The 25,588-nt window shown below is 42.5% G+C and carries 21 protein-coding genes and 1 pseudogene; 12 read left to right on the top strand and 10 right to left on the bottom strand.

What is annotated here, in order from left to right; all coding sequences use genetic code 11:
• Nucleotides 1-36: 36 nt before the first annotated feature.
• A complete protein-coding gene (locus K1I53_RS05810; protein ID WP_223328711.1) occupies nucleotides 37-2,124 on the bottom strand; it encodes a GH92 family glycosyl hydrolase in 2,088 nt (695 codons plus the stop codon).
• A 170-nt stretch (nucleotides 2,125-2,294) separates the two neighbouring features.
• On the opposite strand from K1I53_RS05810, the gene K1I53_RS05805 reads away from it, so the two are divergent.
• The 11 genes from K1I53_RS05805 (at nucleotide 2,295) to K1I53_RS05755 (ending at nucleotide 16,079) form a co-directional block, all read left to right on the top strand.
• The gene (locus K1I53_RS05805) at nucleotides 2,295-3,575 is read left to right on the top strand and encodes a glycoside hydrolase family 125 protein (protein ID WP_223328710.1); all 1,281 of its coding nucleotides are present in this window, start codon (nucleotides 2,295-2,297) and stop codon (nucleotides 3,573-3,575) included.
• Between the two features lie 54 nt (nucleotides 3,576-3,629).
• Nucleotides 3,630-6,275, top strand: a complete 2,646-nt coding sequence (locus K1I53_RS05800) for an alpha-mannosidase (protein ID WP_223328709.1) — start codon at nucleotides 3,630-3,632, stop codon at nucleotides 6,273-6,275.
• 99 nt (nucleotides 6,276-6,374) lie between these two features.
• A complete protein-coding gene (locus tag K1I53_RS05795) occupies nucleotides 6,375-7,244 on the top strand; it encodes an ROK family protein (RefSeq protein ID WP_223328708.1) in 870 nt (289 codons plus the stop codon).
• Entirely contained in the window at nucleotides 7,238-9,118 is a 1,881-nt protein-coding gene (locus K1I53_RS05790; RefSeq protein ID WP_223328707.1) for a beta-N-acetylhexosaminidase, read from the top strand. Before K1I53_RS05795 ends, K1I53_RS05790 begins: the two co-directional genes overlap by 7 nt.
• A 200-nt stretch (nucleotides 9,119-9,318) precedes the next feature.
• Nucleotides 9,319-10,248: an ABC transporter permease gene (locus K1I53_RS05785; protein WP_000714584.1), complete on the top strand. Its 930-nt coding sequence runs from the start codon at nucleotides 9,319-9,321 to the stop codon at nucleotides 10,246-10,248.
• Nucleotides 10,249-10,261: 13 nt separating this feature from the next.
• Nucleotides 10,262-11,185 (top strand): carbohydrate ABC transporter permease, encoded by a 924-nt coding sequence (locus K1I53_RS05780; protein ID WP_000818345.1) that lies wholly within the window; start codon nucleotides 10,262-10,264, stop codon nucleotides 11,183-11,185.
• Between the two features lie 107 nt (nucleotides 11,186-11,292).
• On the top strand, nucleotides 11,293-12,777 hold the full coding sequence (locus K1I53_RS05775; protein WP_223328706.1) for an ABC transporter substrate-binding protein: 1,485 nt from the start codon (nucleotides 11,293-11,295) through the stop codon (nucleotides 12,775-12,777).
• Between the two features lie 160 nt (nucleotides 12,778-12,937).
• A complete protein-coding gene (locus K1I53_RS05770; protein WP_223328705.1) occupies nucleotides 12,938-13,627 on the top strand; it encodes a CPBP family intramembrane glutamic endopeptidase in 690 nt (229 codons plus the stop codon).
• Between the two features lie 59 nt (nucleotides 13,628-13,686).
• Nucleotides 13,687-13,983 carry a bacteriocin immunity protein gene (locus tag K1I53_RS05765; RefSeq protein ID WP_223328704.1) on the top strand — a complete coding sequence of 99 codons (297 nt, stop codon included), beginning with the start codon at nucleotides 13,687-13,689 and terminating at the stop codon, nucleotides 13,981-13,983.
• Between the two features lie 131 nt (nucleotides 13,984-14,114).
• A complete protein-coding gene (trhO, locus tag K1I53_RS05760; RefSeq protein ID WP_001030012.1) occupies nucleotides 14,115-15,101 on the top strand; it encodes an oxygen-dependent tRNA uridine(34) hydroxylase TrhO in 987 nt (328 codons plus the stop codon).
• Between the two features lie 120 nt (nucleotides 15,102-15,221).
• The gene (locus K1I53_RS05755; RefSeq protein WP_223328703.1) at nucleotides 15,222-16,079 is read left to right on the top strand and encodes a DUF4299 family protein; all 858 of its coding nucleotides are present in this window, start codon (nucleotides 15,222-15,224) and stop codon (nucleotides 16,077-16,079) included.
• A 65-nt stretch (nucleotides 16,080-16,144) separates the two neighbouring features.
• Here the strand turns inward: K1I53_RS05755 and K1I53_RS05750 are convergent.
• The 9 genes and pseudogenes from K1I53_RS05750 to K1I53_RS05710 form a co-directional block, all read right to left on the bottom strand.
• Nucleotides 16,145-17,124: pseudogene (locus K1I53_RS05750) on the bottom strand (DUF6574 domain-containing protein).
• A 62-nt stretch (nucleotides 17,125-17,186) separates the two neighbouring features.
• Nucleotides 17,187-18,119, bottom strand: a complete 933-nt coding sequence (locus tag K1I53_RS05745; protein WP_223328702.1) for a DUF4097 family beta strand repeat-containing protein — start codon at nucleotides 18,117-18,119, stop codon at nucleotides 17,187-17,189.
• Nucleotides 18,112-18,705 carry a DUF1700 domain-containing protein gene (locus K1I53_RS05740; RefSeq protein WP_223328701.1) on the bottom strand — a complete coding sequence of 198 codons (594 nt, stop codon included), beginning with the start codon at nucleotides 18,703-18,705 and terminating at the stop codon, nucleotides 18,112-18,114. The genes K1I53_RS05745 and K1I53_RS05740 overlap by 8 nt, the downstream gene beginning before the upstream one ends.
• Complete coding sequence (locus K1I53_RS05735; protein ID WP_000273860.1) at nucleotides 18,692-19,018, bottom strand: PadR family transcriptional regulator; 327 nt, start codon at nucleotides 19,016-19,018, stop codon at nucleotides 18,692-18,694. Before K1I53_RS05735 ends, K1I53_RS05740 begins: the two co-directional genes overlap by 14 nt.
• Before the next feature lie 262 nt (nucleotides 19,019-19,280).
• Entirely contained in the window at nucleotides 19,281-20,081 is an 801-nt protein-coding gene (locus K1I53_RS05730; protein WP_223328700.1) for a hypothetical protein, read from the bottom strand.
• A 139-nt stretch (nucleotides 20,082-20,220) separates the two neighbouring features.
• Complete coding sequence (locus tag K1I53_RS05725; protein WP_084945682.1) at nucleotides 20,221-20,646, bottom strand: hypothetical protein; 426 nt, start codon at nucleotides 20,644-20,646, stop codon at nucleotides 20,221-20,223.
• Nucleotides 20,647-20,688: 42 nt separating this feature from the next.
• A complete protein-coding gene (locus K1I53_RS05720) occupies nucleotides 20,689-22,182 on the bottom strand; it encodes a gliding motility protein (RefSeq protein ID WP_223328699.1) in 1,494 nt (497 codons plus the stop codon).
• Nucleotides 22,183-22,282: 100 nt separating this feature from the next.
• Nucleotides 22,283-23,062: a hypothetical protein gene (locus K1I53_RS05715; RefSeq protein ID WP_223328698.1), complete on the bottom strand. Its 780-nt coding sequence runs from the start codon at nucleotides 23,060-23,062 to the stop codon at nucleotides 22,283-22,285.
• Nucleotides 23,063-23,323: 261 nt separating this feature from the next.
• On the bottom strand, nucleotides 23,324-24,490 hold the full coding sequence (locus K1I53_RS05710; protein WP_223328697.1) for a CynX/NimT family MFS transporter: 1,167 nt from the start codon (nucleotides 24,488-24,490) through the stop codon (nucleotides 23,324-23,326).
• Between the two features lie 221 nt (nucleotides 24,491-24,711).
• On the opposite strand from K1I53_RS05710, the gene K1I53_RS05705 reads away from it, so the two are divergent.
• Nucleotides 24,712-25,542, top strand: coding sequence for a glycosyltransferase (locus K1I53_RS05705; protein ID WP_033630474.1), 831 nt, complete (start codon nucleotides 24,712-24,714; stop codon nucleotides 25,540-25,542).
• Nucleotides 25,543-25,588 lie beyond the last annotated feature (46 nt).

Here is a 25,588-nt window from a genome sequence, read left to right as displayed (position 1 = left end):
AAGAAGAACCTTTGCGCGATGCAAAGGTTCTTTTGGTTATGAGTGATTTGGCAACCAGCTAAGTGTAAAGGTTAGTTGCTCAGCTTTCAAGAGCTCTTGGTGTTGAATGCTAGATACTATGGTCTTGTCCAATCGGCATTCTTTGACAAAGTTGAAATGGCTGTGGTTTTGCTCGGCATGGATATCCAGCCATCTATTTTTCTTAGCCAGGTAGATACGGAGGTGGTCAAAGAGAGGGATTCCGAGATCATAACTTGATTTTCCTGGACAGGTCGGATAGAATCCAAGAGCTGACCAGATGTACCAAGCCGAGAGACTGCCATTGTCTTCGTCGCCAGGATAAGCTTCCCAGCTTGGGTGAAAGGCTTTTTGACGCAAGGTCTTGATGAGTAGAGCAGTGTAGTCAGGGTAGTCACTGTAGCGGAAGAGATAAGGGATGTGGAAGCTCGGTTGGTTGGAAATGGCGATTTGCCCAAAAGGAGCGGTAGCCATCTCGCTCATCTCGTGAATCTCGTAACCATAGCCAGTCGTCTCAAAGAGAGGAGCGTCCTGACAGGCTTTCAATAGATAATTGCTGAAGGCTTCTTTTCCACCCATAAGCTGGATTAAGCCTGGGATGTCGTGGAGGACGCCTAAGGTCGCTTGAATGGCAGAGCATTCGGCGTAGTCGCGTCCCCAACTATAAGGAGAGAAGTCGGGGCGGAAGTTTCCTTGATAATCACGCGCTCGCATGTAACCTGTATCAGCGTCAAATAGATGGCGGTAATTTTGTGACGAAGTTCTATAAGTTTTCGCGATGTCATTCTGACCTAGTTTTTCGGCACAGTTGGCGATACAAAAGTCACTATAGGCGTAGTCTAGAGTATGGCTGACGCTTTCGTGGTGGTCGGTAGAGAGGTAGCCAAGCTCTTGGTATTGGGTTAGTCCGTGGCGACCATTGATGCCGAGAGGGTCGGACTTGCTGGCTGTTTCCAGCATGGCCTGGAGGAGTTCTTCTTCTAGGTCGGGGGCCATGTCCTTGCAGGCGCTATCTGCGATAATGCCATCCAATAGAGTACCAGGCATCATACCACGTTCATCTGGAGCCAGCCATTTTGGAAGGAATCCAGTATCGCGGTAGCTATTAAGGAAACCTTCTAGAAAGCGGTGATAGTGTTCCGGTATGACAAGGGCAAAGAGGGGGAAGATGGTGCGGAAGGTATCCCAGAAGCCATTGTTGCTAAAGAGGACGCCGGGCTTGACAGTACCAGTAGCCAGATCCATGTGGATGGCTTGCCCTGATTCGTTCACCTCATAAAAAGTCTGCGGGAAGAGGAAGAGTCTGTAGAGGCAGTGGTCAAAGAAGGTCCGGTCAGCCTCTCCTGTCTCTAGTATGTCAAAACGATGGAGGAGATTCTCCCAGTCCGCTTTCGCATTTACTTTACAGCTGTCAAAGTCCTTTTGAGGTAGATTAAGCAGAGCTTGAGAAGGCGATATGAAAGAAGTTGCTAGTTGAATCTCGGCTTGACTGCTTGCTAAGTCAATTCGCCAGTCTCCCTCTTCTTGTGTGATAGCAAGAATATCCGTATTCATTTGTAAAGCAGTAAACAGTATCAGCGTATTTTTGTTTGTCTCTGTTTTTCCCTCTTGACGCAGAGCAAGAGTCCGCTTATCGATTTGTTCTACTGTCAGTTCATCTGCTACGTGAAGATAGAGGGAGAGGGCTTTGCCTTGCTTTTGCTCCAAACGAATAGAAGCGCCATAGCATGTCGGTGTAAGCTGGGTTTCAATCTGATAGCGCAGAGAAAAGAGTTTCAAATAGTGAGGCTGGAAGCAAGCTTTATCTATATCATAAGAAGACTGGCGGTGAAAGAGGCTATCTCCACCTAGCTGGCCTGTAACAGGTGTCAGAAGGAGCCAAGAGTAGTCCCCAATCCAAGGACTGGGTTGGTGGGTTAATCGAATCCCCTGAAAAATGGGCAGATGCGGATCGAAAAACCAAGCTCCCTCCTGATCGCTGGTCTGAGGCACAAAATAATTCATCCCAAAAGGGACGCCCGTGTAGGGCAGGGTATTTCCTCGAGAAAAGGCGTGTTTGCTGGCAGTCCCAAAGCGGGTATCGATGGTTTCAAGTAGTGGTTTCATAGTCTTTCCTTTAGCTGTTTTTCTACATTATATCAGAAAAATGAGACCTTTAGATATGGGGTTCGAAAGTAAGCAATTTTGTAGAAAAATGACTATCATTTGTGTATGTATTTTCTGTCTCAAAAACTATATACTGAACATGAGACTTGTTTGAAAGAGGAAACTGCACGATGATTTATTCGAAAGAAATTGTTAGAGAATGGCTGGACGAAGTAGCAGAGCGGGCTAAGGGCCATCCGGAGTGGGTAGATGTCTTCGAGCGTTGCTATACAGACACCTTGGACAATACAGTTGAAATCTTAGAAGATGGCTCAACTTTTGTCTTGACTGGGGATATTCCTGCCATGTGGCTTCGGGATTCGACAGCACAACTTAGACCCTACCTGCATGTAGCAAAAAAAGATCTTCTCTTGCGTCAGACCATTGCAGGTTTGGTCAAGCGTCAGATGACTTTGGTGCTCAAGGATCCTTATGCCAACTCCTTTAACATTGAGGAAAACTGGAAGGGCCACCACGAGACTGACCACACTGACCTTAATGGTTGGATTTGGGAACGCAAGTATGAGGTGGACTCGCTTTGCTATCCTTTGCAGTTGGCTTATCTCCTTTGGAAAGAGACTGGAGAGACCAGTCAGTTTGATGAGACTTTTGTCGCAGCGACCAAGGAAATTCTTCATCTTTGGACAGTGGAACAAGACCACAAGAACTCTCCTTATCGTTTTGTTAGGGATACGGACCGCAAGGAAGACACCTTAGTAAATGATGGCTTTGGACCTGATTTTGCAGTGACAGGTATGACCTGGTCAGCTTTTCGTCCGAGTGATGACTGCTGTCAGTATAGTTACTTGATTCCGTCCAATATGTTTGCCGTAGTCGTCTTGGGTTATGTGCAAGAAATCTTTGCAGAACTAGATCTAGCTGATAGCTCAAGTATCATTGTAGACGCTAAACGTCTGCAGACTGAGATTCAAGAAGGAATCGAAAATTACGCCTACACCACTAACAGCAAGGGTGAAAAGATTTACGCCTTTGAAGTGGATGGCCTAGGGAATGCTAGCATCATGGATGATCCAAACGTACCAAGTTTGTTGGCGGCGCCTTATCTGGGCTATTGCGACATTGAAGACGAAGTGTATCAAGCAACTCGTCGCACCATTCTAAGCCCTGAAAATCCATATTTCTACCAAGGAGAATATGCTAGTGGTCTCGGAAGTTCTCATACCTTTTATCGCTATATTTGGCCGATTGCCCTCTCTATCCAAGGATTGACAACAAGAGATAAGGCAGAGAAGAAATTCTTGCTCGATCAGCTGGTTGCCTGCGATGGTGGGACAGGTGTTATGCACGAAAGCTTCCACGTGGATGACCCAACGCTTTACTCACGTGAATGGTTCTCTTGGGCCAACATGATGTTCTGTGAGTTAGTTTTGGATTACCTGGATATCCGCTAGTCAGTTCTTTAGTTAGATAGAAATAAAAATTTAAGTTAGAATGAGGTTTTACTCATGGAAAATGTTGTTGTACATATCATCTCTCACAGTCACTGGGACCGTGAGTGGTATCTGCCTTTTGAAAGCCATCGGATGCAGCTGGTGGAATTGTTTGACAATCTTTTTGATCTCTTTGAAAATGACCCTGAGTTCAAGAGTTTCCACTTGGATGGACAAACTATTGTCCTGGATGACTACTTGGAGATTCGCCCTGAAAATCGCGACAAAGTCCAACGTTACATTGACGAAGGCAAACTCAAAATTGGTCCCTTTTACATTTTGCAGGATGACTACTTGATTTCAAGTGAAGCCAACGTCCGCAATACCTTGATTGGTCAAGCAGAATGTGCAAAATGGGGCAGATCCACTCAGATTGGTTACTTCCCAGATACCTTTGGAAATATGGGACAAGCTCCCCAAATCCTACAAAAATCAGGTATTCACGTGGCAGCTTTTGGTCGTGGTGTCAAGCCGATTGGATTTGACAACCAAGTACTCGAAGATGAGCAGTTCACTTCCCAGTTTTCAGAAATGTACTGGCAGGGTGCAGACGGAAGTCGTGTCCTCGGTATTCTCTTTGCCAACTGGTACAGTAATGGGAATGAAATTCCAGTTGATAAAGACGAGGCCTTGACCTTCTGGAAACAAAAATTGGCAGACGTGCGTGACTACGCTTCGACCAACCAATGGTTGATGATGAATGGATGTGACCACCAGCCTGTACAGCGAAATCTGAGTGAGGCCATTCGTGTGGCAAATGAACTCTTCCCAGATGTGACCTTTGTGCATAGTTCATTTGATGACTACATCCACGCAGTAGAAAGTGCTCTGCCGGAGCAACTATCAACGGTTACAGGCGAGTTGACCAGTCAAGAAACAGACGGTTGGTACACACTTGCCAACACTTCTTCTTCACGGATTTACCTCAAACAAGCTTTCCAAGAAAATAGCAACCTGCTGGAGCAAGTAGTGGAACCATTGACTGTCATCACTGGAGGACATAACCACAAGGACCAGTTGACCTATGCTTGGAAAGTCCTTCTACAAAATGCGCCCCATGATAGTATCTGTGGCTGTAGTATTGACGAAGTTCACCGTGAGATGGAAACACGTTTTGCCAAGGTCAACCAAGTCGGAAATTTTGTTAAAACCAACCTTCTCAACGAGTGGAAGGGTAAAATTGCAACACAGGAAGCTCAAAGCGACCATCTCTTTACCGTCATCAACACAGGCTTGCACGACAAGGTTGATACGGTCAGCACAGTGATTGATGTGGCGGTTTGTGATTTCAAAGAATTGCACCCAACAGAAGGCTATAAGAAGATGGCAGCCTTGACCTTGCCAAGCTACCGTGTCGAAGACTTGGAAGGACATGCTATAGAAGCGAAAATCGAAGATCTGGGAGCTAATTTTGAGTATGATTTGCCAAAAGACAAGTTCCGTCAAGCTCGTATCGCTCGACAAGTGCGCGTGACAGTCCCTGTTCATCTGGCACCACTTTCTTGGACAACCTTCCAATTGCTTGAAGGAGAACAAGAACACCGTGACGGTATTTACCAAAATGGAGTGATTGATACGCCATTTGTAACGGTAAGTGTGGATGAAAACATCACGGTCTACGACAAGACAACTCATGAAGCTTATGAAGATGTTATTCGCTTTGAAGACCGTGGTGACATTGGAAATGAGTACATCTATTTCCAACCAAAAGGAACAGAGCCTATCTACGCAGAACTCAAAGGCTGTGAAGTCTTGGAAAATACAGCTCGTTTTGCCAAGATTTTGCTCAAGCATGAATTGACAATTCCAGTAAGTGCAGACGAAAAACTGGATGCAGAACAAAGAGGCATTATCGAGTTTATGACGCGTGAAGCTGGGCGCTCAGAAGAATTGACAACCCTTCCTCTGGAAACAGAGATGACCGTCTTTGTTGACAATCCACAAATCCGCTTCAAGACTCGCTTTACTAACACAGCCAAGGACCACCGTATCCGTCTCTTGGTTAAGACTCATAACACACGTCCAAGCAATGATTCGGAAAGCATCTATGAAGTGGTGACACGACCAAACAAACCAGCTGCTTCTTGGGAAAATCCTGAAAATCCACAACACCAACAAGCCTTTGTCAGCCTTTATGATGATGAAAAAGGAGTGACGGTGGCCAATAAAGGATTGCACGAGTATGAAATCCTTGGAGACGATACCATTGCCGTGACCATTCTTCGTGCCTCAGGTGAGTTAGGTGACTGGGGTTACTTCCCAACACCAGAAGCTCAATGCTTGCGTGAGTTTGAAGTCGAGTTTGCGCTTGAATGCCACCAAGCAGGGGAGCGCTTCTCAGCCTTCCGTCGTGCCAAAGCCTTCCAAACCCCATTCACTAGTCTTCAAGTTGCTAAACAAGAAGGAAGTGTTGCTGCGACTGGTAGCCTCTTGAGTCATGCGGCACTCAGCTTACCACAAGTTTGCCCAACAGCCTTTAAAGTGGCGGAAAATGAAGAAGGATATGTCCTCCGTTACTACAATATGAGTCAAGAAAATGTGCGCATTTCAGAACACCAACAAACCATTCTTGACTTACTTGAGCGACCATATCCCGTTCATTCAGGACTCTTAGCACCACAAGAAATTCGTACAGAATTGATCAAAAAAGAAGACATTTAACAGTTTTAAAGTGTTTGATAACTAATACTATGAGATAGAAAGGAGGGGCGAAAGAGTAAGGGCTAACTGCTGATTCGCCCCTTTTTACGGTAAAGAACAATGACCATTGCAACCATTGATATCGGAGGGACTGGGATTAAGTTTGCCAGTCTGACTCCTGATGGAAAAATACTAGATAAGACAAGTACACCGACACCAGAAACCCTAGAAGATTTACTGACATGGCTAGACCAACGCTTGTCAGAGCAAGATTATAGTGGCATTGCCATGAGCGTTCCAGGCGCGGTCAATCAAGAAACAGGTGTCATTGAGGGGATCAGTGCTGTGCCTTACATCCATGGCTTTTCTTGGTATGAAGCTCTTGCACATCATCAACTCCCTGTCCATCTAGAAAATGATGCCAACTGTGTTGGACTTAGTGAACTGCTGGCTCACCCAGAGATTGAAAATGCAGCCTGTGTCGTGATTGGGACAGGAATCGGCGGCGCCATGATTATCAATGGCAAGCTTCACCGAGGTCGACACGGCTTGGGAGGAGAGTTTGGCTACATGACAACTATTGAACCAGCTGAAAAACTCAACAACTGGTCGCTACTAGCCTCTACAGGAAACATGGTTCGCTACGTCATTGAAAAATCTGGTCAGACTGATTGGGACGGTCGCAAGATTTACCAAGAGGCCGCAGCTGGCAATGCTCTTTGTCAAGAAGCTATTGAACGCATGAATCGAAATCTGGCTCAAGGCTTGCTCAATATTCAGTATCTGATTGATCCAGATGTTATTAGTCTGGGTGGCTCTATCAGCCAAAATCCAGACTTTATCCAAGGTGTCAAGAAGGCTGTCGATAACTTTGTCGAAACCTACGAAGAATACACGGTCGCACCAGTTATCCAAGCTTGCACCTATCATGCAGATGCCAATCTCTACGGTGCCCTTGTCAACTGGCTACAGGAGGAAAATCAGTGGTAAGATTTACAGGACTTAGTCCCAAACAAACTCAGGCAATCGACTTGCTGACAAAACATATCTCTTTACCAGATGTGGAAGTTGCAGTCGCTCAGTCTGACCAAACGTCTATCTCGATTATAGGTCAAGGTGGACACTATCAACTAACCTATCGCAAACCTCACCAACTTTACCGCGCCTTGTCCTTGTTGGCAACAGCTCTAGTAGAAGCTGACAAAGTAGCGATTGAGGAGCAGGCAGCTTATGAAGAGTTGGCCTACATGGCTGACTGTTCGCGAAATGCGGTGCTGAATGTGGCTTCTGCCAAGCAGATGATTGAGGTCTTGGCTCTCATGGGTTACTCAACCTTTGAGCTTTACATGGAAGACACCTACCAGATTGAGGGGCAGCCTTATTTTGGTTACTTCCGTGGCGCCTATTCAGCAGAGGAGTTGCAGGAAATCGAAGCCTATGCCCAGCAGTTTGATATGACCTTTGTGCCCTGTATCCAGACCCTGGCCCACTTGTCAGCCTTTGTCAAATGGGGTGTCAAGGAAGTGCAAGAACTCCGTGATGTAGAGGACATTCTTCTTATCGGCGAAGAAAAGGTTTATGACCTGATTGATGGCATGTTTGCCACTCTATCTAAACTGCAGACTCGCAAGGTCAATATCGGGATGGACGAGGCCCATTTGGTTGGTTTGGGACGTTACCTCATCTTGAACGGCGTTGTAGACCGTAGTCTCCTCATGTGTCAACACTTGGAGCGCGTGCTGGATATTGCAGACAAGTATGGTTTCCACTGCCAGATGTGGAGCGATATGTTCTTCAAACTTATGTCAGCGGATGGCCAGTACGATCGTGATGTGGAGATTCCAAAGGAAACGCGTGTCTATCTAGACCGTCTCAAAGACCGTGTAACCTTGGTTTACTGGGATTATTACCAAGATAGCGAGGAAAAATACAACCGTAATTTCCGCAATCATCACAAGATTAGCCATGACCTTGCCTTTGCAGGTGGAGCTTGGAAGTGGATCGGTTTTACGCCTCACAACCATTTCAGCCATCTCATCGCTATGGAGGCCAACAAAGCCTGTCGTGCTAATCAGATAAAAGAAGTCATCGTGACGGGTTGGGGGGACAATGGTGGTGAGACAGCTCAATTTTCTATCCTGCCAAGCTTGCAAATCTGGGCAGAACTTAGCTACCGCGATAACCTAGACCGTTTGTCTGCTCACTTCAAGACCAATACAGGTCTATCAGTTGAGGACTTCATGCAGATTGACCTTGCCAATCTCTTGCCAGACTTGCCAGGCAATCTCAGCGGGATCAATCCCAACCGCTATGTCTTTTATCAGGATGTTCTCTGCCCTATTCTTGATAGACACATGACACCTGAACAGGACAAACCGCACTTCGCTCAGGCAGCTGCGACGCTTGCTGAAATCAAAGAAAAAGCTGGAAACTATGCTTATCTCTTTGAAACTCAGGCCCAGTTGAATGCTATTTTAAGTTCTAAAGTCGATGTGGGACGACGCATTCGTCAGGCCTACCAAACAAACGATAAAGAAAGTCTGCAAGCAATCGCCAGACAAGAATTACCAAAACTCAGAAACGAGATTGAACACTTCCATGCCCTCTTTAGCCACCAATGGCTGAAAGAAAATAAGGTCTTTGGTTTGGATACGGTTGATATCCGTATGGGCGGACTCTTGCAACGGTTCAAACGAGCAGAAAGCCGTATCGAAGCCTATCTGTCTGATCAGATTGACTGCATCGAAGAATTAGAAGTCGAGATCCTACCATTTACTGACTTCTACGCAGACAAGGGATTTACAGCCACAACAGCCAACCAGTGGCATACCATTGCGACAGCTTCAACGATTTATACGACTTAAAGGTCTTTTTTCCGAGTCAGAGTGTTTCTCGTGAAACCTATTTCTTATAAAAAACTTCTCCACATAAAATAATTTGTGGAGTTTTTTCTATAATTAGTAGTTTAACCTAGCCTTCAAATAGGAGTATACTAATAATGTAATCGTTATCAAACCTAAAAATTCGATGAAATCAGTTTTTAGGAATAAAAAGGGAGGAAATTATGAAAAAGTTTTCAAAGACCTTGAGAGATAACTGGATCTTTCTCTTGATGGTTTTACCAGGGGCTCTCTGGTTGATTCTATTCTTTTACATTCCAGTATTTGGGAATGTGGTCGCCTTTAAAGACTACCATATGACCAGTAATGGTTTCATAGATAGTATTGTGAATAGTAAATGGGTCGGGTTAGATAATTTCAGATTCTTGTTTAGTTCAAAAGATGCCTTTATCATCACTCGAAATACCGTTCTTTACAATCTCGGCTTTATCTTTATCGGTTTGATTGTATCAGTAGGGATTGCCATCATCCTCAGCGAGCTCCGCTCTAAGAGAATGGTTAAGATTTTCCAAACGTCTATGTTGTTCCCTTACTTCCTGTCATGGGTTATCATCAGTTTCTTTACAGATGCCTTCCTAAACATTGACAAAGGGGTCTTCAACCATTTCCTAACATCCATTGGCATGAAGGAAGTCAACTTCTATGCTGACTTAGGCATTTGGCCATACCTTCTCCTTTTCCTAGGTATTTGGAAAGGCTTTGGATATAGCAGTGTCATGTACTATGCGACGATCATGGGAATTGACCCAACCTACTACGAAGCAGCAACAGTGGACGGGGCTAGCAAGTGGCAACGCATTCGCAACGTAACCATTCCTCAGTTGACTCCACTTGTAACAGTTTTGACCATCCTTGCAGTCGGAAATATCTTCCGTGCAGACTTTGGTCTCTTCTATCAAATCCCACACAATGCTGGTCAGCTTTACAATGTAACCAACGTTTTGGACGTATATGTCTTTAATGGTTTGACTCAGACAGCAGATATCGGTATGGCTTCAGCAGCCGGTCTTTACCAATCCGTTGTCGGTTTGATTCTGGTTATCCTATCAAACTTGCTTGCAAGACGAGTCGATCCAAACTCAGCTTTGTTCTAGAAAGGAGGAGAATATGGCAGAAAAGAAAATTAAAAAAGAAAAAATCGATAATGTCGGCATTCACTCCTTCAGTAAGAAAGCAGATATCTTCTTTAGTATCATCTCTGGTCTGATCGCTCTTTCTTGTATCTTGCCCTTTATCTTCGTTATCATCATTTCGGTGACAGATGAAAAGAGCATCCTCCAGTATGGATATAGCTTTTTCCCATCACAGTTTGGGTTAGATGGTTTTGAGTTCTTGGCTCAGTTTAAAGATAAGATCCTCCAAGCGCTCTTTATCTCAGTCTTTGTAACCGTAGTCGGAACAGTGACCAACGTCTTCATTACAACCACTTATGCCTACGCCATTTCACGGACAACCTTTAAGTATCGCAGATTCTTTACTATCTTTGCTCTTCTTAGTATGTTGTTCAATGCTGGTTTGGTACCAGGCTATATCGTGGTGACTCGTTTGCTTCAACTTGGTGATACGGTTTGGGCCTTGATTGTTCCAATGCTTCTCTCACCATTCAACATCATCTTGATGCGTTCCTTCTTCAAGAAGACCATTCCAGAAGCCATTCTAGAATCTGCTCGTATCGATGGTGCCAGTGAAGCACGGATCTTCTTCCAGATCTGTTTACCATTGTCACTTCCAGGTATCGCAACTATCACGCTTTTGACAGCTCTTGGTTTCTGGAACGACTGGTTCAACGCCCTTCTTTACATCAAGAGTGACAACTTGTATCCATTGCAATATTTGCTCATGCAAATCCAGCAAAATATGGACTACATTGCAAAAGCAGTCGGCCTATCTGGCCAACTGGGAGTTGCTCTACCGAAAGAAACAGGTCGTATGGCCATGGTTGTGGTTGCAACCCTTCCAATCGCGATTCTGTATCCATTCTTCCAACGCTACTTTGTAAAAGGTTTGACCATCGGTGGTGTGAAAGAGTAGCACTTGCTGAGAAACACCGTTTCTCCCTTCCCAACTTCATCTTAGTGGTTGAAGTAAAAATCATTAAATCGTTTATAAGTTTAAAAATAAAAAAAGGAGTTTTTATCATGAAAAACTGGAAAAAATATGCTTTTGCATCTGCTAGCGTAGTCGCTTTGGCTGCAAGCCTTGCCGCTTGTGGAAACCTTTCAGGTAACAACAAAAAAGCTGCTGACTCAGCTTCAGGTGACAAACCTGTTCTTAAAATGTACCAAATCGGTGACAAACCAGACAACTTGGATGAATTGCTAGAAAATGCCAACAAAATCATCGAAGAAAAAGTTGGTGCTAAATTGGATATCCAATACCTTGGATGGGGTGACTATGGCAAGAAAATGTCAGTTATCACATCATCAGGTGAAAACTACGATATCGCCTTTGCAGATAACTATGTTGTAAATGCTCAAAAAGGTGCTTACGCTGACTTGACAGAATTGTACAAGAAAGAAGGAGCAGAGCTTTACAAAGCACTTGACCCAGCTTACATCAAAGGGAACACTGTAAACGGTAAAATCTATGCTGTTCCAGTTGCAGCTAACGTTGCATCATCTCAAAACTTTGCCTTCAACGGCGCTCTTCTTGCCAAATATGGCATCGACATTTCAGGTGTCACTTCATACGAAACACTTGAACCAGTCTTGAAACAAATCAAAGAAAAAGCTCCAGACGTAGTACCATTTGCGGTTACGAAGAACTTCATCCCATCTGATAACTTTGACTACCCAGTACCAAACGGACTTCCATTCGTTATCGACCTTGAAGGAGACACTACTAAGATTGTAAACCGTTACGAAGTGCCTCGTTTCAAAGAACACTTGAAGACTCTTCACAAATTCTATGAAGCAGGATACATTCCAAAAGACGTAGCAACAAGCGACACTTCATTTGACCTTCAACAAGATACTTGGTTCGTTCGTGAAGAAACAGTAGGACCAGCTGACTACGGTAACAGCTTGCTCTCACGTGTTGCAAACAAAGATATCCAAATCAAACCAATCACTAACTTTATCAAGAAAAACCAAACAACACAAGTTGCTAACTTTGTCATCTCAAACAACTCTAAGAACAAAGAAAAATCAATGGAAGTGTTGAATCTCTTGAACACAAACCCAGAACTCTTGAACGGTCTTGTTTACGGTCCAGAAGGCAAGAACTGGGAAAAAGTTGAAGGTAAAGAAAACCGTGTCCGCGTCCTTGATGGATACAAAGGAAACACTCACATGTCAGGTTGGAACACTGGTAACAACTGGATCCTTTACATCAACGAAAACGTTACAGACCAACAAATTGCAGATTCTAAGAAACAATTGGCAGAAGCTAAGGAATCTCCAGCACTTGGATTCATCTTTAACACTGACAGTGTGAAAGATGAAATCTCAGCAATCTCTAACACAATGCAACAATTCGATACAGCTATCAACACTGGTACTGTAGACCCAGATAAAGCAATCCCAGAATTGATGGAAAAATTGAAATCTGAAGGTGCCTACGAAAAAGTATTGAACGAAATGCAAAAACAATACGACGAATTCTTGAAAAACAAAAAATCATAAGATCGATTGATTTCGTGTATTCATTCCTAATTCCTAAAAATGTGATCACTGCCTTCCTTAGTTCTCTAGGGGAGGTAGTGATTTTTAGGATGCAAAGATGAAAGTAGCAATTCTGAGAGTTGAGGTGATGGGATACACATATATCTACAGGAGGTCTATCATGAAAAGGTATCGTCTTCTTTTTAAAATGAGTGGTGTCTTCTCTTACCTATTTTTCGTATTTGGTCTTTCTCAGCTGACTCTTATCGTCCAAAACTATTGGCAATTTTCTTCTCAGATAGGAAATTTCTTCTGGATTCGAAATATCTTGAGTTTGCTATTTAGTGGAGTTATGATTGGGATTCTTGTTAAGACAGGCCATGGCTATCTCTTTCGCGTTTCGAGAAACAAATGGCTCTGGTATTCAATCCTAACAGCCCTAGTAGCGGTAGCTCATATATTTTTTAATATTCAAACAGCTAAACACGTTCAGTCAACTGCTGAAGGTTGGGCCGTATTGATCGGTTATAGTGGGACTAACTTTGCCGAGCTAGGTCTCTATATAACCTTGTTCTTTCTGGGACCATTGATGGAAGAGTTGCTCTATAGAGGATTACTTCAACATGCCTTCTTTAAAGATTCGAGATTTGGTCTTGATTTGATCCTTCCGTCTATTTTATTTGCTCTCCCTCATTTTTCAAACCTGCCTAGTCTGCTAGATGTTTTCGTCTTTGTAACATTTGGAATCATCTTTGCTGGTTTGACCCGTTATACCAAGAGCATTTATCCATCCTATGCGGTGCATGTTATTAATAATATCGTAGCGACATTACCATTTTTGCTGACTTTTTTACATCGGGTGTTTGGGTAAAATATCAGCATGAGAGTTAGGGATTATAGTTTTTCAAGTATTTCAGGAGGAAAATGAGAATGACATCATTAAAATGGTTTGCTGGAGGTAGAGAAAGACGTTGTGAAGCGATGGCTATTATAGATCATCTATTGGAAGATATAAAGGATGCGCCTCGACTTGCTCCCTTGAAAAATCAGTTAGCTGTTTATAAGAGTCAACTGAAGGGCGGTGGGATCTCTACTCCATTTGTCCTGAGTCAAATGAATGTTGATCTTGCGCGTGTATTGATTGACAATAAGCTGATTCTGTCAGAAAGTCAAGCTGAGCAGATAAAAAAATTGAGAGAATTATCTGCGATTCGCTATGGTTACTGATGAAGTGCAGGAACAGGCTTCTTTCTATAATTTCCGGTCAAATAAATTGCATTCGTTTTCTCAAGTGGGTATACTAGTATGGTTGAATGAAAAATTCTGAAAATTTAAGAATAGAAAAGAGAACAAATCTTATGGCAAAAGATATTCGTGTCTTACTTTACTACCTTTATACTCCAATTGAAAACGCAGAGCAATTTGCGGCAGATCACCTGGCTTTCTGTAAATCAATCGGTCTCAAAGGCCGTATCCTAGTCGCTGATGAAGGAATTAACGGGACTGTTTCAGGTGACTACGAAACAACTCAAAAATACATGGACTATGTTCACAGCCTCCCAGGTATGGAAGACCTCTGGTTCAAGATTGACGAAGAGAATGAACAAGCCTTCAAGAAGATGTTTGTTCGCTACAAGAAAGAAATTGTCCACCTTGGTTTGGAAGACAACGATTTTGACAACGACATCAACCCACTTGAAACAACAGGTGCTTACTTGTCTCCAAAAGAGTTCAAAGAAGCCCTTCTTGACGAAGACACAGTTGTCCTTGACACGCGTAACGATTATGAGTACGACTTAGGACACTTCCGTGGAGCTATTCGCCCAGACATCCGCAACTTCCGTGAGTTGCCACAATGGGTTCGTGACAACAAGGAAAAATTCATGGACAAACGTGTCGTGGTTTACTGTACAGGTGGAGTTCGTTGTGAGAAATTCTCAGGCTGGATGGTTCGTGAAGGCTACAAAGATGTCGGCCAATTGCACGGAGGAATCGCAACTTACGGTAAAGACCCAGAAGTCCAAGGCGAGCTTTGGGATGGGAAAATGTACGTCTTTGACGAGCGTATCGCAGTCGATGTCAACCATGTCAACCCAACCATCGTAGGAAAAGACTGGTTTGATGGAACACCATGTGAACGTTATGTCAACTGTGGGAATCCCTTCTGTAACCGTCGTATCCTAACATCAGAAGAAAATGAAGACAAGTACCTCCGTGGATGCTCACACGAGTGTCGTGTTCACCCTCGCAACCGCTATGTTTCAGAAAATGAATTGACACAAGCAGAAGTGATCGAGCGCCTAGCAGCTATCGGTGAAAGCTTGGATCAAGTCGCTACTGTATAAAGCAAACAGCCTTCAGGGGCTGTTTTTCTATGCTTTTTATCTAAAAATCTAAAGTTTGTTTCTGTATCTTTCAGGAAAATAGGGTATACTGTATGTAAACGATTTCAAAGGAGGCCGGTTATGGCGAAAACATTTTTTATCCCAAATAAAGAAAGCATTCTAGGACAACAGGAGGTCTTAACTGCCAAGTCCATCTTAGCCTTGGTAGAGGGCTTGGAGTCGCACAGTTATGATGCGGTCTATCTCCGTCAGCCCCTCAATCGTCTCGAGTATATCGAGTGTGGGATTGTAGGTCAGTCGCAATTTCTTTTCAAGGTGTACTATGCGGATAGTCGAAAAGGCTATCAAGTGGTGATTCCAGATTTCCTTACTAGAGCGGACTGGGAGATTGTAGAGACTCTCCTCCAGGCCCTATCTGGCAAGTTGGGGCAAGTGGTAGAAGGGTTAGAAGGATTTGAGTTTGAAGCTTATTTCCGACAAACGGTCAAGCATTATCTAGCGGATAAAGCGACTCGTCTAGTCTATTGCCAAGGGCTCTTGGCTCCTATCTATCTCAATAAGGAATACCTCGAGAGCTTTTTGGCTGAGGATGGATTGGCACGTTTTGAAGAGCTGGTCAAGAAGGTTCAAGGCTCTGATGCCTATCTTGCCAGTGTGAAATTTTACCCAGACGCTCAAGGCAAGGTACACGGTATCTATCACCTAGCCCAGGGAGTCAAGACGATTTTGCCAAAGGAAGCCTTTGTACCAGCTCCTTATACCGAGCAGCTGGCAGGCAAGGAACTTGTTTGGGAGATTGATCTAGTGAAGATTTCTGGTAATGGCTCAAAAGCAGAAGACTATGAAGCCATCGCTCGCTTGGATTATGAAAAATTCCTAGAGTCACTACCAACAGCATTTTACCAGCAAATAGATGCTAATCAATTAGAAGTACAAGCCATCCTAGGACAAGACTTTGAAGGATTGGCAACCATCTAGTAGGCCTTGTTTAAAAAAGAGTAAGTATAAAAATCCCTGTCATTAACAAATGGCAGGGATTTTGGTTAAAAGAATGTCAGGATGCGAAGGTAGTCAACTGTCAGCGCTAACTCTGCAATGAAGAATGGCAAGAGAATAGCACCATCAAGTAAGACAGCTAACAAGAATCGATAAAATGGGTCGAGGCTACTGGTCTTACTTGGCTTGCTAATCACAAAGAGATTGCCAAGGGCAAAGATGGCCATGCTTAGAAGAGTGAGGATCCCAGCAAATCGTAAGCCACCAAAGAGTGCAAAGAAACTTGCTAGAGCTGTTAGGACAAGCGGGATAGCAAAGAGTCTGCTGTAACGATCGAAAGCTTCTTGAAAAGTGAAGTCGCTCTCCTGGTCCAGTACACGTCGGACAGTAAAGCCTCCCAAAATGATGGAAAAGTAAAATAGAGCGCTAGCGACCAAGATAGAAAGTCCAGCAAATAGATCTAAAGGTGGGAGCTGGTTAGGAGAGCTATTAGCCATAGAAATCATATAGCCATAGAAATCATATAGCCATAGTAGAGGCGCTTGATATGATAGATACTAAAGAAAAGGTTGAACGAGGACAGCAGGGTGAGCAGGCCGAAGACACTATAACGATGCTTTTGGTCCGTAGCCTTGCTGGCAGTTGGTTCTTGGATAGCATCCAGTAGCCAAGTCCAAAATAGTGCGATTTCTTCTTTGAATCTGGCTGTTTTACGAGGGTCAATATCTGGGATATAGGGGCTTTCTAAAGCCTTGCTGAGGATACTTTTCTCTTTTGCAGGGTTTTCTTGCTTGTGTTCCTCTTCAGCTTTCCCTTCTCCCTCTTCCTCGGTTTGGGCTTCCTCAATCATTTCGGGAGTTTCCTCCTCATGGGTTTCCATCTCTTTAGGTGAGACAGAAGTTTCTTCGCTTACTTGTGGTTCAGTTTCCACAGTTTCTGAAGTCTCAGGCTCGCTGGGCTGGTTTTCCGATTTCGTCTGAGGTGATTTCTTCTCAAGATCGGCACTTTCAAACCATTCTTGTGTCATGGTGGAACCTCCTTTTTTATGGTCGTTTTCTATCTTTAGACTAGCAGATGAAAGCGTTTTTGTCAATGATTTCTAGGTGGAGCAGAGTACTCTTCTTCCTTGGGTAGGTAGATATCCTGATTGGCTTTTATAATGAGCATATCCTTGATATCTGCTTTTTCCGTTTTATAAGGGTTGGCAAGTACATTCTCTTTTTGTCCACGATGTTCTTCTTTGGGTTGACGATAGATACCACCATGCTGAGAAGAAATTTCTAGATTGATACGGTCGGTCTCTTTCTGGGAGAGAATGAGTGTTAGAGTGGAATAAGCCTCTAGCTCGACCTTGCCGTGAACTTGGATATTTTCAGCATAGATGTGTGCTCCCTCCGTCTTGACCTGACTATCTGTCAATTCGGCATCAAAGATATTGATGATATGAGGTGCCGTTAATGTGCTGTTCTTGATAGAACTTTCTGTTAGTCTTAAGAGATAGCCTTTTGTTTTGATGGTTGCATTTTCAAGGTTGGCTTGACGAATATTAGTTTGTCCACGATTGGCTGAGACGGTGATAGCTTGCAGCTTTCTTCCTTTGGGTAGGGAGAGAACGACTTCGTCAAAACGATTAGAATAGTTGCTGGCGATACGAAGTAGGCTTTCGATTCCTGAACCGAGAAAACGATGTTGGGAGGCTTGTTTGTCAGTGACGCTCAGTGTTTTGTCACTCATACCAGTAGTCAAATCGTGACGACCAGACACCGAAGGATGATAGGTGATATGGATCTTGTCATCTACAGACTCTGTGATGGTTAGGCTATGTTCCTCAAGGGCTAAATCAAGTTTTTCCACTTCACTTCCAAAGGTCACTTCTTCGATACGATTGTCATAGACGGGGTCTTTTGACATGGCAAGCAAACTTTGAATACCATTAGACTGGGCGCCTACAATGATCATGATAAAACCAAGGATTGTAGAAACTACACCAAAGATGAGAAATCCTTTTGTCAATTTACGCATGTCTGTCACCTCTCTTTCCTTTTTTAAGAATCCATTGCACCAAGCGGACGACCAGGAGGCCAAAGAAACGAGCTACATAGGAGATACCTAGTAGAACAAGAGAAGAAGCACCGATAGAAAGCAAACCGGCCCCAAAAATCAAGATAAAGGCAGATTTGGCTTCGACCAGAACACTAAAGCTCTCTATGATAAAGAGTCCACCTAGCAGGATACCCGTCACCGAAACAGCGAAAAAGGCTAGAATGACGGAGACAGCTGCGATAAAAATACCGATGATGGCCATGAGGATGCCGATCCCAACCGGAATTCCGATAGGAGCTACTAGCAGGGCCAAGAGGGCAATGTGTAGCAGTTGGCGGTCATTCTTTTGAGCAGGGGCTTCATTGACTTTCTTGTCGAGAAGATCAGAAAGGATATCATGGGCAGCTTCTTTTGGAGTTCCTAGACTGGCAATGAGTTCCTCTTCGCCCTCTGAACCCGCATCGTCAAATAGTTCCTTAAAGTAGTCCATGGCTTCGATGCGGTCAGCTTCAGGTAGTTTATGGAGATAGGTTTCTAACTGAGTCAGATAGTCAGTTCTTGTCATGGCGGATACTCCCTTCTATGATGCCGTTGACGGTGTCGGTATAGAGCGTCCACTCTTCCTTTAGAGTAACGAGCTGCTCTACGCCCCGATTGGTCAAGGAATAGTATTTGCGCATACGTCCCTGAAACTCTCTAGAGTAGGTGGTCAGAAAGCCACTGGCTTCCAATTTTTTGAGAATGGGATAGAGCGTAGATTCTTTGATATTGGCGATGAGTTTAATGGTTTGGCTAATCTCATAACCATAAGAATCTCCCTGCTCCAGCACAGCCAAGATGAGAAACTCGATCAAGGCAGAGGATGTTGGGAAGTACATGGGAAACCTCCTTTATATTATATAAAAATTTTATATATACTCTTTTCAAATATATTGTATCTCAATGTGAAAGCCCTGTCAAGAAATATGTGTAAAAATTTTATATATAAAAAACTCCTAGTAAAAACTAGAAGTTTAGAGGAACTAACATCAGTTATTTCACAGAAATTTATATTTTAAAGATAAGCTAGAATCATGATGTATAATCTAGGATATGCTTTGAAACAGATTCCTTTCCCATCTAAACCCTTATCTTCCTCATTTATTCCATATCTTTTATCAATTTATACGTCTCCATAAAACGAAGACCTCGGGCTCCCTTACTCGCTGTGATTTCTTCATAGATATCACCCAAGGTGCAGGCAGGTGCTAAAGTCCACAGAGCATAATCTTCTAATATGACCTTACCAATCTTCTCAAATTTATCTAGTAAAAGCCCCAAATCCTTGTGATTAAACCAACAGTCAGTATCAATAGCATACTGTCTATTATTCATCTTGCAAGCAATCTCGCTATTCAAAAAATCTGTCATAGTGGGCTTATTCTTTTGTAGCAACCTTGTAAAGGCTAGGTGATATTCTATTTTTCTCGGACTTTGGTCGAGATCTGAAACAAAACCGACTCCGTATTTATTTTCAAATTGAACCACAAGCACATCTCCTACCTTAAAGTACGGCTCCCTCTTTGTTTTTGCCTTTGGAACTTTAAGAGGTTTCGGATTGACACTTTGTAGCTGAATAGCTAGTTTATCAAGTGCTTTCTGTCTTTGTTTCAATGCTTTGCTGTCAATTTCAAGCCAGAACTTATCCGCTCCTTTTTCGATGATTTTGAGAGTTTTATTTTTTATGTCTTCTGGTAAATGTCCAATCTTCCACAAGGAGTAGGCAAAGGCTGTCCAATAAATCTCAGTATAAAAATCATCTATACAAAAATTATTTTCATCATTTAAAATATCTTCGATTATCTTAGCAATATTTTCGCCATTTTTATATCTTCCCACTATGGTGTTATAAATATCGTAAGCATCATCGCTGTCTATAATCTTTACTCCGTCTATTGCCATGGCAACCTCCTGATCATTCTCGGGTAGTTATTTTACAAAGGGCGAGATTCTCCAGTTCATCACTATCACCGATATAATTGTTTCAACACTTATTGTTTATATACATTTATGTATCTCTATCTGAACCTTGATGTGTTTACTATCTGTACTTTTTATCATAAATCGGTGGAAGATTAAAATACCTGTCTTCAATTTTGATTCGGGCACAGAGTAAGCCATCTTGATAGACATAGCCTTCAAATGGAGGGTATTTGTCCAAGCTTTCTAGGATGTCATCAGGCAAGCATCTAAAATCATAATCCCTCAACGCCCCAGCACCAATCAATCTTTCAGTCAGATGTGCCTTGATTTCTTTTTCATATTTTTTGAGAAATATTTCTCGATTGATTTCAAAGAGAGCCCTATCGCCTTCATCCAACTCATAATAGCGGTCGTAGCCTGCAATCCAAGAGATATGAACACACAGTAGATGTTTTGCTATTTCTGGACAATAACCGATGGCAAACAAATTTTCCCTGTCGACTTGCCGATTTTCTATTGTGATATTTTGTATAAAGCGACTCATAATGGCCTCCAGTTCAAACATTGACTTAAGCAAACTTTCAATCTAAAAATCTTTTAACTCATCAAAGAAATTCAAAAGATTTTCTTTATCGATATTGAATTCGGCTGGGATTAAATCTAAAATGTCATCAAGTGCAGTATAAATATCTTCTCTCTCGACTGTTTCGATGAAATACTTCCCTTTATCCATTTTATTAAAGCCTTCTGTATAGAGTTTTACCAACTCTGTGGCTCCCTGCATTATTTCATCAGGTGAACTTTCAACGAGCTTTACCATACCAGCTCGAGTCTTTCGATATAAGGTTGCCGCTTTCTTGGCATTGGCAGGTGTAATATTCTCTTGTCCGTCCCATGAACGAAACGGATTGTCCAAGTTTTGAGCAAGCCATTCAGGTTTTCTCGCCTTTGTAATCCACAAATCAAGACCTTCTTCTTTGCGTTTTTTATAAAGTTTCTTTGCCATTTTAGCGGCATCCTCAGGCAAGCTGTCCATCCAAAACATATACAAATTTGGAAGCCTATCAGGAGCTGGAATATCCTCTGCGGTAAAACCAAACAAGTCCATCGTTGTCAAGACTTCCAACTCTTTAAACTCTGATAATGTATCAAAATGAAGAAGATTACCCGGTTTCCCCCATAATCTCAACTCCCTCAGTTTTGGATATTCGATCAAAATCTCCTTGATATCAAGCTCGCTTATATTCATAAAATGTAATTTTCTTAAATCTTTTAACCCTTGCAATTTAGGAATAGTTTTCTCAGGTTGTAGAAGTAAATTAGCGCCATTCTCATAAGCCGTTATTTTACAGTCTTTCGTTATCTCACCTAGTAAAATAAGCTCCTCCAAATCATCATTTAGAATAAGCTCCTCTACCCCTGTCATATCGAGGGAAAGCCTATGCGGTGATGTTTTAGAAAAATCCAGTTTTGTTTGGTTATGGTTTTCAAGAACTAGCTCTGTAATAAAAGGAGTTGATTGCAAATACTCATATACATTTTCGTGCCATTTTTTCAATGTCAACTTAGATAAGCAAGGAAAGACCTTTAATTCTAGTGCATCTTCAAAAGGTGTCCACTCGTCATTGAGATGGTGTTTGGAAATGAGATATTCCTTTCCGGCAAAGATGACTTTTTCTTTACTCTTATCCGCCTCCTTAAAGGTATTTCTCTGTTCTTTCGTTATTTCTTGCCATTTCAGCTGTCTGTAGACCTCATAACCGTCTCCCCATGTTGCGTATGAATTTGTACTCTCATCAGTTAAAGGAGTAACATTTCCAACGAAGGTATAATTTGCCGGTACATTCACATCGACATTTGATAGATCTATCCCTCGGTTCCAGTGCATAAAGTCCTTATAAAGTGGTTGTAAAGAAGATAATTCCTCCTCTTTCAGAGGCTCTTCTCCCGACCAATCCAATGAAAGAATGACCGCCTGTGGCTTTTGATCATCCTCTTCTATTTTGGTTATCTGACAAGCTGTATATTTTTTTAGATAGTTATTATAAACACAATAGACGTCCCCAGCTTTTGCTAGCATATGTTTCCTCCTCCTTCTGGTTTACAAGTTTGCTATTTGACTATCAGAAACTCACTGGCTTTCTTGTTCGCCTAGAACAGTTAGGTGTCATTGCAAATTTCTATTTCAGATAAAGTTCCGGCTTATCGACCAAGGAACCGTATTTCAATTTTGGCAGTTTCCTTATCTCGTCATATAGCCCTCTAAGCTCCTTGGACGGCTTAAGTGTTAAGTGCTCTATATTTTCAAGATTTAAAATCGGAGTATAATCCTTGCTTTTTAGTATCCCAGCTAAAAAATTAAAATATCTTAATTGCTTCATCTCATTCAAAAAATCAAAAGAATCTACATGGATATTTTTAGGCGCAAAACAATCTCCTTCAATCGACAAACTTTCTAAATTTTTAAGCTTAGTAAGCGGACTATAGTCGTTTATTTTTTGAAAATTTTCCACGGATAAAGCAAGCAAATTTCTTAATTTGGCAATGGGCTCGATACTTCCAACACTGGATCCAGAACCCAGATGCAAATATTCGAGATTAGTCAGATTCGCAATCTTAGAAATATCTGGATAAACACCCCATTTTATATGTAGTTTTCTAAGATTTTGTTGGGCGCAAACAGCATCAAATAATTCTTGAGGCATCCTGGTACAAAATACCAGTTCGGTGAATGCTGTCGGATTGTCAGTTAAAAAATCACACCACTCTTGGACAACACGCTTCTTTTCTTTTGCAGTTTTATATTGAGGGGTAAAGCTATCGCCTAATTGAGTGCAGTTGATTGTCAACGTACTTTCTCCCTTGTACTCCGACACTTCAACAATACACTTGCTTTGCAGTTCATCCTGATGGAAGTAATCAAAGCCGTATTCTATTTGTTTATCTGTTAAATATGCCATCTGTATCATTTCTCCTGTCAGTGTTTTATTTGAAGGGAGTCTTTACTGTTTTGCTTGCAGTTGTATGCCCTTAGGCATCTATAAAAGGGCATCTATTTTTCTAGGCTGTTTATATAATTATATCACTTTTCTCCTCACTAACTAGTCTATCAAGTGCAACTGTTATGATATTGGAAGCGATATTCTGAATAGTCAGTCAACGAAAAAAGCCAGACTCTGTCTGGCTTTGCATTGTGTATAGTTGTGATGGATTTTAGAAAATTAGAGTATCTTATCAGCCCTATCCACCATAAAGAGTGAGATGGTCATGATGACATCAACAGCTAGAAGAGCAAGGACAGCTGGGATCCAAGATTGGAAAAGGTCAAAACTATAACCAAATAAGGTAGGACCAAAGGCCGCCAAGATGTACCCACCTGTTTGCGCTAGTCCTGATAGCTGAGCTGTCTTTTCTGGCGAACTGGTTTTAAGAGAAAAGCAAACCATGAGGTAGGGGAAGAGGGCACTGCAGGCCGTTCCAATCAAGAGATGGACGACTAACCAGTAGAGGAAATTATTGGTTGGATACAAGAGCATGGCAATTCCTGTCATCCCAGCGATAGAGATAATTGCCAGCATGACTCGACGGTGACCATCTGATAGACGAGTCGTCAGACTTGGAACAGTCATTGAAAAAGGAATGCTGATCAGTGAGAAGATAGAAGCGAGGAGAGCCGCATCACTATTAGAAATACCAGCACTAATAGCCATAGTTGGCAACCAGGTCATGCTTGTATAAAAGAGTAAGGACTGAAGACCACCAAAGACAATGATAGCCCAGACATCTTTACTTTTTAGAATATTCTCTTTGACTTGCTTTTCTTTTTGGCTTTCTAGGCGGTGATTGTGGCGATGATTTGGCAACCAGACTAGTAGAGTGACCAGACAGAGAAAGCTGAGAACGAGGATGAGGCCCTTCCAAGAACTAGCTTGGGTGATAGGGACGGATAGATAAGAAGCGATGGCTGTCGAAATTCCCATGGCAGTGACATAGAGAGTTGTTAGGAAACTAATCTTTTGAGGCTGATTTGCCTGGATCATACTTGGGAGGAGTACATTGAAGATCGCTATGCTTGCTCCCACAATTAGGGTTCCTAGATAAAGAAGGGGAAGATTGAAGATACGAATGACAGAGCCAACAGTTAAGAGGAGGAGACAGTAAGTAAAGAGGTGTTCCAACCCGATTTTTTGTGCCAAGCGGCTTGCAAAAGCAGAGAAAAGAGCAAACATCAAGAGAGGGAGACTGGTTAAAATCCCAAGAGAGCTAACCTCCACTCCTAGTCCCTGAGCGATATCTCCTAAAATGGTTGGAAGAGCAGTAAAAGGAGAGCGTAAAACAGTCCCGATTAAGACAATTCCTAGAACAAAAAAGAGTGATTGTTTTTTCATAAAAACCTCGATAGGATGATTTTAATAACAGCTTATTTTAAGGTTTTTTCCTTATAATGTCAAGTAATGATAGCCAAGACAGATAAATCAATGGAAGTGAAAATAAAGTGAAAAGGGACAGATTTCTTTACTAGAATTTTCCTTGATTTGATATAAAAATAGGAAACTAGGAGAATTTGTGATAAAATAGTGGAAGGAAATCTATACATTGGAGAAAAACTGTGCCTGAAAAGCAAAAAATCAGCGTCTTGATGTCGGTCTATGTAAAGGAAAATCCGACGTTTTTAAGAGATGCTATCAAAAGTGTTCAAAACCAGACCTTGAAACCGAGCGAACTTGTTCTTGTTGAGGATGGGCCGCTCACACCCGAACTCTATCAGGTGCTAGATGAAGTGGAAGCTCAGTCAGACATTCCAGTTAAACGGTGCCCCTTAGAAGAAAATCAAGGTTTAGGCTTGGCTCTTCGATACGGTGTTTTACAGTGCCAGTATGACATTATTGCCCGCATGGATACGGATGATTTAGCTGTTCCGGATCGTTTTGAGAAACAGCTTCAGCTAATGGAGAAAGAAGATCTCGATCTCTTAGGCGGGCATATCGCAGAGTTCATTGACAATCCAGATGAGATTGTGTCTTATCGTCGTGTTCCAACTCAGCATGCAGACATTGTGGCTTATCAGAGAATGAGAAGCGCCTTTAACCATATGACAGTCATGTTCAAAAAGGGCATGGTCCTCAAGGCAGGCAACTATGAAGATGGCCTTTACATGGAGGATGACCTCCTTTGGCTCAATATGATTGCTGCAGGTGCCAAGACTGGGAACCTAGATCAAATCTTGTGTAAGGTTCGTGTCGGTGCAGGGATGTTTGAGCGTCGAGGTGGCTTGCGTTACCTCAAACTCTATCGTCAAGCTCGCCAACGGATGCTTGAGCGAGGGCAAATTTCTTACATGGAATATGCTAAAAGTGTAGCCATTCAGGCAATTGTTGCACTTTGTCCAGGATTTGTACGTCAGTTTATCTTCGTCAAACTTTTAAGAAAGAGAAAGTAAGCCCCGATAGACTGAATGATTCAGGTTATCATAACAACAGTATCAT

The organism is Streptococcus oralis, assembly GCF_019929365.1.
GTDB lineage: Bacteria > Bacillota > Bacilli > Lactobacillales > Streptococcaceae > Streptococcus > Streptococcus oralis_BT.
This window is presented reverse-complemented; position numbering and strand designations above follow the sequence as displayed.